The sequence below is a fragment of the Streptomyces sp. NRRL WC-3605 genome, from assembly GCF_001509795.1.
Taxonomy (GTDB): Bacteria; Actinomycetota; Actinomycetes; order Streptomycetales; family Streptomycetaceae; genus Streptomyces; species Streptomyces viridochromogenes.
Window position 1 is genome coordinate 89,168 of the sequence record NZ_LLZN01000064.1, and the last position, 14,100, is coordinate 103,267.

General features: G+C 72.2%; 12 protein-coding genes. 9 read left to right on the forward strand and 3 right to left on the reverse strand.

Annotated features, from left to right (window positions below):
• Nucleotides 1-13 precede the first annotated feature (13 nt).
• The 4 genes from ADL34_RS21255 (at nucleotide 14) to ADL34_RS21270 (ending at nucleotide 5,870) form a co-directional block, all read left to right on the forward strand.
• The gene (locus tag ADL34_RS21255; RefSeq protein ID WP_062671076.1) at nucleotides 14-1,270 is read left to right on the forward strand and encodes a 2-oxo acid dehydrogenase subunit E2; all 1,257 of its coding nucleotides are present in this window, start codon (nucleotides 14-16) and stop codon (nucleotides 1,268-1,270) included.
• Nucleotides 1,271-1,394: 124 nt separating this feature from the next.
• Complete coding sequence (locus ADL34_RS21260; RefSeq protein WP_062671189.1) at nucleotides 1,395-4,160, forward strand: ATP-binding protein; 2,766 nt, start codon at nucleotides 1,395-1,397, stop codon at nucleotides 4,158-4,160.
• Nucleotides 4,161-4,620: 460 nt separating this feature from the next.
• Nucleotides 4,621-5,352 (forward strand): sigma-70 family RNA polymerase sigma factor, encoded by a 732-nt coding sequence (locus tag ADL34_RS21265; RefSeq protein ID WP_159038957.1) that lies wholly within the window; start codon nucleotides 4,621-4,623, stop codon nucleotides 5,350-5,352.
• Complete coding sequence (locus ADL34_RS21270) at nucleotides 5,349-5,870, forward strand: MarR family winged helix-turn-helix transcriptional regulator (RefSeq protein WP_079034329.1); 522 nt, start codon at nucleotides 5,349-5,351, stop codon at nucleotides 5,868-5,870. The genes ADL34_RS21265 and ADL34_RS21270 overlap by 4 nt, the downstream gene beginning before the upstream one ends.
• Here ADL34_RS21270 and ADL34_RS21275 read toward each other — a convergent pair.
• Nucleotides 5,860-6,786: an alpha/beta fold hydrolase gene (locus ADL34_RS21275; protein ID WP_062671082.1), complete on the reverse strand. Its 927-nt coding sequence runs from the start codon at nucleotides 6,784-6,786 to the stop codon at nucleotides 5,860-5,862. The genes ADL34_RS21270 and ADL34_RS21275 overlap by 11 nt on opposite strands.
• Nucleotides 6,787-6,947: 161 nt before the next feature.
• Between ADL34_RS21275 and ADL34_RS21280 the strand changes: the two genes are divergently transcribed.
• Nucleotides 6,948-7,214 carry a WhiB family transcriptional regulator gene (locus ADL34_RS21280; RefSeq protein WP_062671084.1) on the forward strand — a complete coding sequence of 89 codons (267 nt, stop codon included), beginning with the start codon at nucleotides 6,948-6,950 and terminating at the stop codon, nucleotides 7,212-7,214.
• Nucleotides 7,215-7,367: 153 nt separating this feature from the next.
• Here the strand turns inward: ADL34_RS21280 and ADL34_RS21285 are convergent, their stop codons facing one another.
• Both ADL34_RS21285 and ADL34_RS21290 read right to left on the reverse strand, forming a co-directional pair.
• Complete coding sequence (locus tag ADL34_RS21285) at nucleotides 7,368-8,426, reverse strand: ferritin-like domain-containing protein (protein WP_062671086.1); 1,059 nt, start codon at nucleotides 8,424-8,426, stop codon at nucleotides 7,368-7,370.
• Between the two features lie 122 nt (nucleotides 8,427-8,548).
• Nucleotides 8,549-9,121 (reverse strand): YceI family protein, encoded by a 573-nt coding sequence (locus ADL34_RS21290; protein WP_062671088.1) that lies wholly within the window; start codon nucleotides 9,119-9,121, stop codon nucleotides 8,549-8,551.
• Between the two features lie 387 nt (nucleotides 9,122-9,508).
• Between ADL34_RS21290 and ADL34_RS21295 the strand changes: the two genes are divergently transcribed.
• The 4 genes from ADL34_RS21295 to ADL34_RS21310 all read left to right on the forward strand — a co-directional run bounded on the left by ADL34_RS21295 (nucleotide 9,509) and on the right by ADL34_RS21310 (nucleotide 14,030).
• Nucleotides 9,509-10,375 carry a sigma factor gene (locus ADL34_RS21295; RefSeq protein WP_062671191.1) on the forward strand — a complete coding sequence of 289 codons (867 nt, stop codon included), beginning with the start codon at nucleotides 9,509-9,511 and terminating at the stop codon, nucleotides 10,373-10,375.
• A 215-nt stretch (nucleotides 10,376-10,590) separates the two neighbouring features.
• Nucleotides 10,591-11,139: a hypothetical protein gene (locus tag ADL34_RS21300; protein WP_062671090.1), complete on the forward strand. Its 549-nt coding sequence runs from the start codon at nucleotides 10,591-10,593 to the stop codon at nucleotides 11,137-11,139.
• A gap of 493 nt (nucleotides 11,140-11,632) precedes the next feature.
• Nucleotides 11,633-13,561 (forward strand): N-acetylmuramoyl-L-alanine amidase, encoded by a 1,929-nt coding sequence (locus tag ADL34_RS21305; RefSeq protein ID WP_062671092.1) that lies wholly within the window; start codon nucleotides 11,633-11,635, stop codon nucleotides 13,559-13,561.
• Between the two features lie 115 nt (nucleotides 13,562-13,676).
• The gene (locus tag ADL34_RS21310; protein ID WP_062671093.1) at nucleotides 13,677-14,030 is read left to right on the forward strand and encodes an antibiotic biosynthesis monooxygenase family protein; all 354 of its coding nucleotides are present in this window, start codon (nucleotides 13,677-13,679) and stop codon (nucleotides 14,028-14,030) included.
• Nucleotides 14,031-14,100 lie beyond the last annotated feature (70 nt).

Below are 14,100 nucleotides of genomic sequence, written 5' to 3' on the forward strand. Positions count from 1 at the left end.
GCCATACGCCGCCATGACGATTTCCGTGACCCTTCCCGCGCTCGGTGAGTCCGTCACCGAGGGCACCGTGACCCGTTGGCTGAAGCAGCCCGGTGAGCACGTCCAGGAGGACGAACCGCTGCTGGAGGTGTCGACCGACAAGGTCGACACCGAGATCCCCGCTCCCGCCTCGGGAGTCCTGCTGACCGTCGTCGTCGGCGAGGACGAGACGGTCGAGGTGGGCGCCGAGCTCGCCGTCATCGGGCCGTCCGAGGCCGAGCCCTCGGCGGCGAGCGCGGCACCCGCCGCGCCGGTGGACGCGCCGCAGCCGGCCCCCTCACCGGCGCCGGTCACGCGGCCACCCTCCGCGCCGCCCGCCGTCTCACCCGACCGGCGCCCGTCCGCTCCCGCACCCGTACCGACGCCGTCGCCGCGACCCGCACCTGCCGCGGCACCTGTCCCGGCACCGGTGCCGCAACCCGCGCCCGTCCCGGCACCGGTGCCCCAACCCGTGCCCGCGCCGGCACCCGCGACCCCTCCGGCGCCGCACCCGATGCCGGCAGCGGCGACGGCGGCCCCGCGCGGGCACACCGCCGCCGTCCCGCGGCTGCGCAAGGCCGTCGGCGACAGTCTCAAGCAGGCGCTGCTGGAGCAGGCGCAGCTGACCTCGACGGTCGAGGCCGACGCCACCGGCCTCCTGCGGCTGTGGCGGCGGACAGCGGACGGCTTCATCGCACGCGAGGGCTTCGCTCTGACACCGTTGCCGTTCTTCGTCCTGGCCGCCGCCCAGGCGCTCAAGGCCCATCCCGTCATCAACGCCAGGATCGACACGGGCGGCGCGACCATCACGTACCACGACACCGAGAACGTGGGCATCACGGTCGACACGGACCAAGGGCCGGTGACTCCGGTGGTACGGGGCGCGGGCGATCTCACCGTCAGCGGCATCGCCCGCGCCGTCCACGACCTCACCCTCCACGCCCTAGCGGGCCGGCTCACGCCCGCCGACGTGGCCGGAGCCACCTTCGCGGTCTCCGACACCGGAGCGCGCGGCGCCCTCTTCGACACCCTCATCGTCCCGCCGCACCAGGTGGCGATCCTGGGCGTGGGCGCCGCCGTCAGACGGCCCGCGGTCGTACAGGACGGTGACGAGGAGTTCATCGGTGTCCGTGAGCTGGTCCACCTCTCGCTCTCCTACGACCACCGGTTGGTGGACGGAGCGGACGCCGCCCGCTACCTGACCGCCGTGAAGAAGATCGTCGAGGCCGCGGCGTTCGAGGACATACGCTGAGGCGGAGGCGGTGGCCACGGAGACTCCGGACCCGACCGCCGACGGTCCGGCACCGGGTGACCAGCGGCGCGGACGAGTTGTGAGGCCGAAGACCAGGGATCTACGCTCGCAGCCGGGGGTGTACATGAAAGGCAAGAATCCGGGCTCCCTGCACGGACGGCAGAGCGAACGCGCCGTGCTGGACCGGCATCTGGCCAAGGTGCGCGACGGGCACAGCGCGGTCCTCGTGCTGCGCGGCGAGGCCGGTATCGGCAAGTCCGCCCTGCTGGAGTACGTGGCCGAGACCGCCGAGGACTGCACCGTGGTACGCGCGGCGGGGGTCGAGGCCGAGATGGAGCTGGCCTTCGGAGGTCTGCACCAGCTGTGCGCACCGTTCCTCGATCGCCTCGGGCACCTCCCCGACCCGCAGCGGACGGCGCTGGAGACCGCCTTCGGGCTCAGCGCGGGCACTCCCCCGGACCGGTTCCTCGTGGGGCTGGCGGTCCTCAGCCTGCTCGCCGACGTCGCCGAGGAGACGCCGCTGATCTGCCTCGTCGACGACGTGCAGTGGCTCGACCGCGTCTCGGCCCAGATCGTCGGGTTCGTCGCACGGCGTCTGATGGCGGAGCGCGTGGGGCTGATCTTCGGCGTCCGCGAGGCGGACGGCGAACGCGCCCTGCAAGGGCTGCCCGAGCTCACCCTCGGGGGGCTGAGCGAGCCCGACGCCCGCGCGCTGCTGACCTCGGTGCTTCCCGGCCGGTTCGACGAGCCGGTCCGCAGCAGGATCCTCTCCGAGGCGCGCGGCAATCCGCTGGCCCTGCTGGAACTGCCCCGCAGCACCTCCGCGGCCGAACTGGCGGGCGGCTACGCCTCGCCGTCGACGGGTCCGCTCATCGGCAGGCTCGAGCACAACTTCAGCCTGCGCGTCGAGGAGCTGCCCACGCAGACGCGACGGCTGCTGCTGCTGGCGGCGGCCGAACCGGTCGGCGATGTCTCACTGCTCCGCCGTGCCGCCGGCATCATCGGTGTGTCCATGAGCGAGGCCTCCCCCGCGGTGGCCGCGAATCTGCTGGAGGTGCGCACCCGGGTCCAGTTCCGGCACCCTCTGGTGCGCTCGGCGGTCTACCGCATGGCGGCACCGGCCGAGCGCCGGGAGGCTCACCGGGCACTGGCCGAGGCCACGGACGCGCGGTCCGACCCCGACCGCCGCGCCTGGCACCTGGCCCGGGCCGCGGCGGAGCCCGACGAGGCCGTGGCGGACGAACTGGTCCGCTCGGCCGACCGCGCGCAGGCACGTGGCGGCATCGCCGCGTCGGCGGCCTTCCTGGAACGCGCGGCCGAGCTGACGCCCGATCCCGCCCGCCGCCGCGGCAGAGCGCTGGCGGCGGCCCGGGGCAAGTACCTGGCCGGAGCGTTCGACGCCGCGCTCGAGCTGCTGAACGTGGCCGAGATGGGCGCGCTCGACGATCTGCAACACGCCCGCGCCACGCTGCTGCGCGGGCAGATCACCTTCGGATCCCGTAGTGCCGGTGCCACGGTGCCGCTGCTGCTGACGGCGGCACGCGAATTCGAACCGCTCGACGCCGGCGTCGCGCGCGAGACCTACCGGGACGCGTTCTACGCGGCCCTCACCGCGGGCCGTGTGTCCGACGGCCCCGGCCTCGAGGAGGTCGCCCGGGCCGCACGCACCGCGCCCCCGACGGATCACCCCGGGCCCACCGATCTCTTCCTGGACGGCCTGGCCCTGGCCACCACGGACGGCTACGCGGCGGGCGCCCCACTTCTGCGCCGCGCGCTGAACACTCTGCGGTGCAACGGTTTCACGGTGGAGCAGTCGCTGGGCTGGCTCCCGTTCGCCTGCCGCATGGCCCACGGCGTGTGGGACTTCGACAGCTGGAGCACCCTGTCGGGCGAGCTCGTCCGTCTGGCACGGGAGACCGGAACCCTGTCCGTGCTGCCCTCGGCGCTCCTGCTGCGGCTGTCGAACCGGGTCTTCGCCGGTGATCTCGACGACGCGGACTCGCTCGCCGCGGAGGCGGTGACGATCGGCGAGGCCACCGGCAGCCATGTCCTCGCGCACTACGGGGCGTTGGTGATCGAGCCCTGGCGCGGCCGCGAGACCGAGACGCTGCGGGCGATCGGGACGATCACCGGCGACCGGACCCTCAGCGGTGAGGGAAAGGCCCTCACGGCCCCCCAGTGGGCGCTGGCCGTGCTGTACAACGGCCTCGGGCGGTACGAGGAGGCCTGTGCCGCCGCCGCCAAGGGCTGCGAGTACCCGCAGGAGCTGGGGCTCGCGCTCTCCTCCCTGGTGGAGCTGGTGGAGGCGGCTGCACGCAGCGGGCGCCGGGACCTCGCCGTCGAGGCCGCCGGCCGCCTGGCGACCATCTGCCAGGCCAGTGGCACGGCCTGGGCGACGGGCACCTCCGCGGCGGCGCGCGCCCTGATCAGTGACGGGGACACGGCCGACGCCCTGTACCGGGAGTCGATCGCCCGGCTGGAGAGCACCTCGGTGCGGACGGCGCTCGCACGTACCCGGCTGCTGTACGGCGAGTGGCTCAGCCGCGAGAACCGTCGCGCCGAGGCCCGGGACCAGCTGGCACGCGCCCACGAGATCCTCGACCGCGCCGGCGCGGAGGCCTTCGCCGAGCGCGCCCGCCGGGAGCTGGAGGCCGCCGGCGAGACCGTGCGCAGGCGCGCCACCGGCGCCGACGAAGCGCTCACGCCGCAGGAGGCCCAGATCGCCCGGCTGGCCGGCGAAGGGCTGACCAACCTCGAGATCGGCGCGCAGCTGTTCCTCAGCCCGCACACCATCGAGTGGCATCTGCGGAAGGTGTTCTCCAAGCTCGGGATCCGGTCCCGCAAACAGCTGGGCGCCGTGCTGCCGGGCAGGGCGGCGACCCCCGCCTGACGTCACGGGGCGACGCCGTCGGCCGGGTGCCGAACGCCTCTCGCGCCGTGCCGTCGTCGGGAGCCCGCGCGGGCCGCGGAGACACCTTGACCGCGCCGCGGTGTGCCCGCGGATCTCCTCTGCCATGACCGCTGGCGCCAGGCCGTCCATGGCCGGTCCCGTCGCGATCCGGTCCCCTCGAGGTCCCGTCGCGGTCCGATCCCGTGGCCCGTGGGCGTGCGAGGCCAGGGGGTGACTCCCCCGGAGTCCGTGGGCCCGGGGGTGACCGGCCCCCGGGCCCACGGGCCAGGGGGTGGGAGGCCCTGGCCACGTGGGTGGGAGGCCCTGGCCACGTGGCGGCCACGGTACGACCCCGGGGTGCCCCACGGTCCATCAGGGGCGCGGCAGTGCCCCTGCCGGCGCGACGTTGGTGTCGGCGGCGAGGGAAGCCGCCGATCCCCAGCCAGCAGAGGAACCCGTCGTGGACACATCTGTGATCGCAAACCGGCAGAGCCGGCAGCCGGTGATGGTGACCATCACCGCCGCGCCCGTCGAACTCGACGACGCGGCCTTCGTGTTCGGCCGAGTCCGGCCAGGACTGCTCAAGATCGCCAACCGGATCCTGCGAGATCCGGGCGAGGCCGAGGACGTCATCCAGGAGGCGTGGCTGCGCTGGCAGGGCACCGACCGCACGGTCGTCGCCGACCCCGGTGCGCTGCTCCGCACGACGACCGTCCGGCTCGCCATCAACGTGCTGCAGTCGGCGCGCCGACGCCGTGAGTCCAGTGCCACCCCCTGGCTGCCGGAGTCCACGGACACCGGGACGACACCGGAGGTTCTGGCCGAGCGCCGGGACTCGGTGGAGCATGCCGTGCTGCTGCTTCTGCAGACCCTGACCCCCAACCAGCGGGCGGCATACGTGCTGCGCGAGGCGTTCGGCTACTCCTACGCCCAGATCGGCGACCTGCTCCACCTGTCCGTGGGGAACGCGCGGCAGCAGGTCTCCCGCGCGCAGGACAGACTGAACAACCGGCGGCACCGGCAGCACGTGGACGCGGCCACCCACCGGCGGCTCGTTCAGGCGATCTTCACCGCCGCCCGCACCGGAGACCTCGGTCGCCTGGAGGACGTGCTGACCGGCCAGGAGGCGCCGTACTCCGGCGAGGGGACGGCCGTAGGCGACAGCGCGTCCTCCTACCGGGCCGCCGCATGACCGGGACGTCGCACGGGGACGTGGTGTGCGAGCTGCGCACCGGCCCCGCGGACGACCGTACGCCGTCCTGTGCGGCCGGCCGGTGGGACGCTCTCGACCGTCTCCACCGTCTGCTCCGGGGGACGGTGGAGCGGCGACTGCGCGAGGAGACCGCGTTCGGGGTGAGCGACGTCCAGGCCCTGCGCCACGCGGGGAGCGGGTTCGGCGCGGGCGCCCGCGCCGAACCCGTGCGGCTCGGCGAGGTCGCCGACGGGCTCGGTCTGAGTCAGTCCGCCACGAGCAGGCTGATGGCACGCCTGCGCGGGCAGGGCCTGATCGTCGCGAGCGCCGTCGACGACGACCGGCGCGTCGTGCGGATGCATCTGACCCCGGAGGGGCACGCCGCGCTGCGCCGTGCCACGGCCCGCTACGAACGGATCGTCCGCGACGCGGTCGCCGGTCTCGGCTCGCAGGACGTGGATCCCCTCCTGTGGCATTTCCTCACCGGCGACGGCGACGCCCGCGCGGTCAGCCGCTGAGGAAGTCGCGCACCGCCGCCGTGAACCGATCGGGGCGCTCGATGTGCCCGAGATGGCCCGTCTCCTCGAGAATCACCAGCCGGGCGCCGGGAAGGGCCTGGTGCAGCATGTGCGCCCATCGCGGCCCGCATATGAAGTCGTCCCCGCCGACCAGGACCAGGGCCGGGACGGTGAGCCGGGGCAGTTCCTCGCGGACGTCGAACGGGGGCTCCTCCCCCCAGGCGGGTGCGGCGAACATCCGCAGGGACGCCCGCCCCGCGGCGAACTTCTCCTCGCGGCCCCAGTAGTCGTGGAAGTAGGCGGGCGAGATGAGACGCAGCACCTTCGTCGCGCCCTCGTCGTCGGACCGGTCGACCCGTGTGGTGAGACCCGCGACGTAGGTGGCCACCTCCGGCCGCTCGTCGGCGTGCCGCCGGACGAAGCCCTCCATGTTGGACACGGCGGCCGCCCAGAACTCGTCTCCCGTCATCGGTGAGGTGTCGTACAGGACGAGCGACGCCAGGCGCTCGGGGTGGTCGAGAGCGTAGCGCTGCGCGACGAACCCGCCGTGTGAATGGCCCAGCAGGGCCACCTCGGCGAGGCCCAGGTGTTCGATCACCGCGTGCAGGAAGTGGGTGTAGGTGGCGAGGGTGTAGTCACGTGGGTCGGCCAGCCGGCCGGAATCGCCCGTGCCGACCGGCTCGAGGTAGACGACGGTCATGCCGCGCTCCAGTTCGGGCATGCGCAGGTACTCCCAGCCGATGCCCGGCCCTCCGGAGTGTGCGACGCACACCGGGCCGGTTCCGGCGACGTGGTAGCGCTGGTCGACGGCGGCCGTGCCGAACTGGACGACGAGGGTGTGGGTGCCCGGGGAGAGGGGGTCCCGGGGATCGGCGGCTGGGCTGGGAAGGGGCCTCGGGCCCTGTGTGGCGTTCACAACTCCCAGATGGTGCGACGACCAGGCGACCCGCTCAAGACATTGTGCTTGTTGTCACACTGTTTTTCACACCTTCGCTCTTCGCCATGGAATGTCACAGGACCTCCCTTCGGACGGTCAGCTACGTGAGAGGCATCCGCGACGAGTGAGGAGGCGCTGCCATGAGTTGGCGCGAGAGAGCGGCCTGCCGGGATGTCGACCCCGACCTGTTCTTCCCGATCGGCACCGCGGGTCTGGCGCTGGTCCAGATCGCCGAGGCGAAGGCCGTGTGCGCCCGGTGCCCCGTGCGGGACCAATGTCTGCGGTGGGCCGTGGACGTCGGGCAGGTCGAGGGCATCTGGGGCGGTACGACGGAGAGCGAGCGCCGCGCGAGGCGACGACGCTCGGCGCGCGAGGAGGCCGAGCGGATCGGCGCGGCGGCCTCCTGACCGCGTCCTTGTCGTTCCGGCGCCGATGCCCGGACCGTGCGCCGACCCACCAGTGCCGCGGGTCAGGGGGCGTGGACATGCTCCGCCCCCTGACCCGCACCGACATGGTGGCCCCCTGGACCGAGGTCCAGGGGGCCACCATGTGAACGGAGGTCAGCCGCGATCTTCCGGAGCGACGTAGTCGAAGGTCGGGCCCGCGGTAAGGCCCTCGCCGTCGGGCATCGACATCAGGCTCTGTGCCTGCCCCTTGAGCGCGTACATCGTGCCCACCGACACCCCGAGCATCGCGGGATTGCCGTTGAACGCCTGCTCCAGGAGCTGCAGCAGCTTGCCGTACGCGATGTTGAACGCCTCCTGCGCGATACGGATCGGGCTGCCCTCCGGATGGTCCTCCAGTCGCGGGTTGGGCCGCATCGGGCGCACCCCGGCGGGGTCGACGGTGAGCGCCTCTCCGGTGGGCCCTGTCTCCGGGGTGTCCCCCGGCTGGTAGCGCCGGCCCTGTGCGAGCTCCTGGAAGCGGTAGTAGTGCGAGACCGCCTTGGAATGCGGGTGGAACATGTCCATGTCCCCGTCCCAGACGTCGACGCGTGCCGCGCCCTCGCCCTGCTCCACGATCTCCTCCAGGGCGGAGAGCGCCGAGGCGAGGTCGGTGACCGGGCTCAGCCGCCCGCCGGTGTGCCCGAAGGGTCCCGCGGCCACCTGGCGGGCGGGATCACCGGTGAAGACCTCGTCCTCGCCGAGTTCGGCGCACAGGTGTCGCAGGCCCTTCTCGATCGCGTCGTAGAACTGACCGATGGTCAGGTAGGCGTCGCCCTCGGCCGGGTCGCCCGGGTGGGCGGGTTGTTCGAGGCGGAGGAACATGGTGACCGCCTCCTGACCGAACGGCAGCAGGGACAGCTGCATGGAGGGGTCGGCGTGCGGCATGGGCCGAGGATGCGGGGAAAGGATGCGCGGGGTGTCGACGCGAGGTCGTCCGCCGACCGCGTTGAGGAGGTTGGCCGCCAGCGCGAGGTGGATCATCTCCTCCACGAAGACGCTGCTGACCACTTCGGCGGCGTGGGCGTTCCGCTCGGGGTCGAGCGAGTAGAGGGCCGTGAGGTAGGGCGGCAGGGTGGCGTGCTCCAGCTCGATGGCCCACTGCAGGTGCTCGCGCAGGTCCTCCATCGTCGTGATCGGACGGAACCGGGTCTGGGTGGGGTCTTGATGATTCATGGGGGGGTCTCACCTGGGTTGTGTGCGTACGGTTCGGCCGCGGCCGCGGACCGACCTGTGGTCACCGGCATCGCTGCCGGCGGGGACCGCGCGGGGCGGTCGGTGTCGTGGCGCGGGGCCGGTCATGCGGCGTCCGCGCGGGAGAGGCGGACGGCGGAGATGTCGAAGCTGAGCCTGACCTTGTCGCTGATGAGGGCACCGCCGGTCTCCATGGACGTGTTCCAGCCGAGACCCCAGTCGGAGCGGCGCACCAGGGCGGTGCCGGAGAAGCCGACACGGTCCTCTCCGCTCTCGTCCCGCGCGGCGCCGTCGAAGGCGAGGTGGATGTGGAGAGGGAGTTCGACGTCCTTGATCCTGAGGTGGCCCGTGAGACGGAACTGGCCGTCTCCGCGGTCGGCGAGGCCGGCGGAGCGGAAGGCCATCAGCGGGTAGGTGGCGGCGTCGAGGAAGTCCGGACCCGCGAGATGGGCGTCCCGCTCGGGGCTGCCGGTGTCGATACTGCCGGTCTGGACACTCATGTAGGCCTCGGAGCGGCTGGGCTGGTACCCGTCCAGCTTGACCAGTCCCTCGAACGCGCCGAACCGCCCGCGCACGTTCGCGATCATGGCGTGCCGGAGGGAGAAGCCGAGGGTGCTGTGTGCCGGGTCGATGGTGTAGACACCGGTCAGCTGTGTGTACGGGACGACGGTCGACATAGATGGGTCCTTGCGGTCGCTGGTCACGACGATCAGTCGTTGCGAGCCGTCGCCGTGTGCCTGCCGATGAGGGAGGCGGACCGTGGCCGAAGGGCCGGGCAAGTCCGCAGAAGGACAGACAGGTGAGGGCCCGCGCCTGTGACACCGGGACCGCCGCCCGGATGAGCACGCCGCCGGGGGCGTCGCCCTGGCCCCGCGACGCGGGCGGACGCCCCAGCGTGCGGTCGGGAAACCGTGTCACACGATCTGCCCCTGTCCGGTCAGGAGTGCGTCGGTACGACCCGCCGGACGACAGCGGACCGCCCCCTTCCCGGGAGCCGTGGCGGGCATGAGCCGGAATCAGGGGTGGCACCGCCTTGTCGGGTGCTGTGCTGAGGGGTGATGCGGATGGACCGGGAGCTGGACGACGAGACGGTACCGATCGCGGAACTGCTCGACGAGCGGCGCCGGCTGCTCAACGTGGCGTACTGGATGCTGGGCCGGAGCCAGGACGCCGACGACGCCGTGGCGGAGACCTACCGACGCTGGTACGGCCTGCCCGACGACGACAGGATCCGCATCGCCGAGCCCCGGTCCTGGCTGGTGAAGACCGTCGGCGGCATCTGTCTGGGGCGTCTGGCGCCGACCGGACGGACGCAGCCGGGCACGATCGGCGCCGCGCCCCCTCAGGACCTGGACGAAGAGGTGAGCCAGGCCCTTCTCGAGGCGCTGGACACGCTGTCACCGGCCGAGCGGGCCGCATTCGTCCTCAACGACGTGTTCGGGATGGCCCCGGGGACGGTCGCCGCCATCGTCGGACAGACGGAGCAAGACTGCGGCGAGCTCGCCGCCCGGGCCCGGCACAGCCTTCGGACCAGGCGGGCACACCCCACGCCGCCGTGGCAGCACGACCGTGTGGTGCTGGCGGTCCGGCAGGCCTGCGCGGCGGAGAACCCCGCCCGCCTGATGTCACTCCTGGCACCGGACGCCACGGTGTTCTTCGACGGTGGCGGCAAGGTCAGAACCCTCACACGGCCCGTCCACGGTGCGCGGCGCGCCACCCACAGCCTCCTGACCCTTCTGGCCGGCCGCCCCCGCACCACGCTGCACTGCCGGTCCGTCAACGGCCGCACCGGGATCGTGGTGCGCTACGGCGACGAGGTCGCCGCGGTCATCAGCCTGGACGTCGCGGGCGACCACGTCGTGCAGATCTGGGCGGTCCTCAACCCCGACAAGCTCCGCTACTGGAACCGGGCGGCCACGCAGGAGACATGAGGGCGACGCGGGCGCCCCGCCGACGGCAGCCGACGGACAGTGGCAGGCATCTCGCCCGACAGGGGCCGTCCCCTTACCACCTTGCATCTTCCGGGTCCGGAACTCGTACGCTGTGACATACGATGCACCCACATACATCCCCGGGTCCGAGCCGAGCGGCACCGCAGCTGACCTCAGCGAGGCGCGGCACGGAGGGTTGAGGATGAGAGGAAGACATGGACTCGGCGACTCGCGCAACGCATGAGATCGAGGTCACCGCGGAGAGCCTCCAGGAGGACCTGGCCCGCCTGGAGATCCAGAAGCGGGCACTGGAGAGGGAACTGGCCGCCGTGGCCGCCCACCTCGACTCGGTCCAGCGCGCCCTGAGTGCCCTCACGGTCCTCATGGCCGAGCCGTCCGGCGGCCGCACCGCCGAGCAGCCCGAGCAGGCGAAGGCCGGCCCTCCGGCCGCCGCGCCCGCCCGCCCGGCCCGGAAGCAGTCCGCGCCGCGGCAGGCGGAGCCCAAGCAGAAGGAGAAGCCGGCGCCCTCCTCGCGTGCGGAGGCCGACGAACCGCGCGGCTACGGCGCGCTCACCGAGCAGATCCTGGAGTACTTCGCGCGCGCCGGTGACGCGGAGGTCCGCGCCCGCGACGTGGCGGCGGCGCTCGGCCGGGACACCGACTCCGGGAGCATCAACGCGGTGCGGAGCACGCTCGACCGTCTGGTCGGCACCTCCCGCGTGCGCCGGGCCGGGCGCGGTCTCTACCGCGCCCAGAAGCCCTGACCGGTTTTCTCCCTGCTCCGCGCACGCACCGTCACGCGGCTGCCTCGGGCGCCTGCTCGCGGGGGATCGCACAGGCGCCCGAGGCGCACACCCGCAGACGGTAGGCCGACGGGTGGGCGAGCGCTCCCGCACCAGCCACTAAGCATGTCACACAGTGTCGGAGTCGCTGTGAAGAGTGTATAGCACTCACATTGTCTTCGATTCCAACACCCCGGTACGCCCAGCGCCTCGCCTGCCCCCTCCCGTCCGGAGCAGCCGCCTCTTCACCTGAAAGCACCGGCAACTCGCCTTCCCGTGAGGGCCGTTATGCCCCTTGCACACAGCTCCGCCACAACACACGTGTGACGGATGCGGCTACTCTTTCCGTGGCCACTGCAAGAAACATGGCCCTATAGTCATCCGCGCATCGAGTTGTCGCCCGGGCTTCCCCCACGCGCGGCCTCGCCGCGTCGCACCTCGATGCCCGTGTTTCTTCCTCTTGAGGAGCATCCCCTTGCACAGAAGAAAGAAGGCCTTCGGCGTGCCCGTCGGCATCGCCGTGAGCGCGCTGGTGGTGGGCTCCCTGCTCACCCTGCCCGGCCATGCGCGGGCCGACGACCCGGGCGCGAGCGCGGACTCGCGCCAGGAAGCTCTGCTGGCCGCCGCCGAGGAGTTCGACATCCCGTCGAGCGTGCTGCTCGCCCTCTCCCACCAGGAGTCGGCCTGGGAGGGGCACGGCGCCCTGCCGAGCACCGACGGTGGTTACGGACCGATGAACCTCACGGACGTCAGCCCCGCCATGCTGGCGGGTGGCGCCGCGGGCGCGGCGGGCCGAGCCGACCTCGACTCCCTCGCCGCCGACCCCGCCCTGCACACGCTGGGCAAGGCGGCCGAGTTGACCGGATTGTCCGTCAAGTCCCTGCGTGAGGACGACACCGCGAACATCCGCGGGGGTGCCGCCCTGCTCGCCGCGTACGAGAAGGAGCTGGTCGGGTCGACCCCCGCGGACCCCTCCCAGTGGTACGGGGCGGTGGCCCGGTACAGCCAGGCCGGGCAGAAGGAGGTGGCCGCATCCTTCGCCGACCGCGTCTTCCGCACGATCCGCAGCGGCGCCTCGGCGACGACCCAGGACGGCCGGCGTGTACGTCTGGCCGCCGACCCTTCCGTCGATCCCGCCCGGGAGCAGATCGACTCCCTGCGCCTGAAGTCCTCGTCGTCGAGGGCCGCCACGGAATGCCCCACGACCGTCGACTGCACGTTCGTCGCCGGATCACCGGTCGGCCGTCAGGTCGCCGACCGGCCGGCCAACGGCGTCCGCGTCGACACGATCGTCATCCACGACCTGGAGTCCACCTACGACGCCGGCGTGACGGGTCTGGCCAACCCCACGAATCCCACCGCGACCCACTACGTGATGTCCTCGGCCGGCGCGGTCACCCAGATGGTGCCCACCAAGGACATCGCCTTCCACGCGGGGAACTACTCGACCAACCTGCACTCGATCGGCATCGAGCACGAGGGGTACGCCGTGCACGGCGCCGCCTGGTACACGGAGGCGCAGTACCAGGCCACGGCCGACCTGGTGAAATACCTGGCCGGACGTTTCGGCATTCCACTGGACCGGCAGCACGTCATCGGCCATGACAACGTTGCCGGACCCAACTCCGCCCTGGTCTCGGGGATGCACTGGGACCCGGGCCACGCCTGGGACTGGAACCACTTCATGAGCCTGCTCGGCGCCCCTGTCAGCGGTGTGTCCGAGGTGCCGCAGCCCGGCTCCGTCGTGTCGGTCAAGCCGTCGTTCGCGGACAACGTGCAGACCCTCCAGATCTGCCCCTCCGACGACCCGACGGGCCAGACGACCTCCTGCACGGAGCAGCGGCACCCGGCCAACTTCGTCTACCTGCACACCGCCCCGAGCGAGACGGCACCGCTCTTCGGCGACCAGGCGATCCACGGCACCGCGCCCGGCACCGACCGGGTGAACGACTGGGGCAGCACGGCCCAGGCCGGGCAGCAGTTCGTCGTCGCGGACGTCCAGGACGACTGGACCGCGATCTGGTTCAGCGGTGCGAAGGTGTGGTTCCACAACCCCGGCGGCGTCAACACCCGCACCAGCTACGGAGTGAAGATCATCAAGCCCGCGGGCACCACTTCCGTGTCCCTCTACGGCTCCAGCTACCCCGACAAGGCCGAGTACCCGGCCGGCCTGGGCGCCTCGACGCAGGCACCGCTGAGCATGTACGCCATACCGGGTGGACAGGCGTACGTGGCCACGCGTGGAGCGACCGCCACCGACGACTACTTCCCCTCCAGCGGGGCCGTCGTCATCGGAGGCAGGAAGATGTACACCATCCAGTACAACCACCGTGTCGCCCTCGTCTACGCGGACGACGTCACCGCGACCACGGCCGTCCACCACTGGGAGAACGACAGCGACTGAGCGGCACCGAGCGGTAGCCGGGCAGTACAGCGGGTCCTCATGCGAAGTGCCGGCAGGCACACGGCATGAGGACCCGCCCCGTCACAACCGCGGGGCGTCGTCGGTCAGTGGGGACATGAGCCATTCCCTCGCGTCGAAGACCGGCACCGACGAGCCGGTCACCGTCATCAAGAGCTACACCGTGCCGACGGACGAAGCAGACCACTTCACGCTCGTGTACCAGGAGAACGCCCGCATCATGGCGGCCCAGCCAGGTTTCGTCCGCTCCCGCCTGCACCGCCCCCTCGGCGAGGGCCCCAAGACCCGCTTCCTCCACATCGCGGAGTGGACGTCGGGGACCGCCCTCGACCGAGCCACCGACAATCCCGAGTGGCATGCCTCGCTGCGGCGCATGTTCGCCGATCCCGGCCTCCACATCACCTCGGAACCGGCGAGCTACCGCGTCGTCGTCGAACTCCACCCCTCCTGACGACGCGCCGTACGCCACGGTGCACGAGTCAGGGCCGCCGTCGTCACGACGGCGGCCCTCACACCGGGTG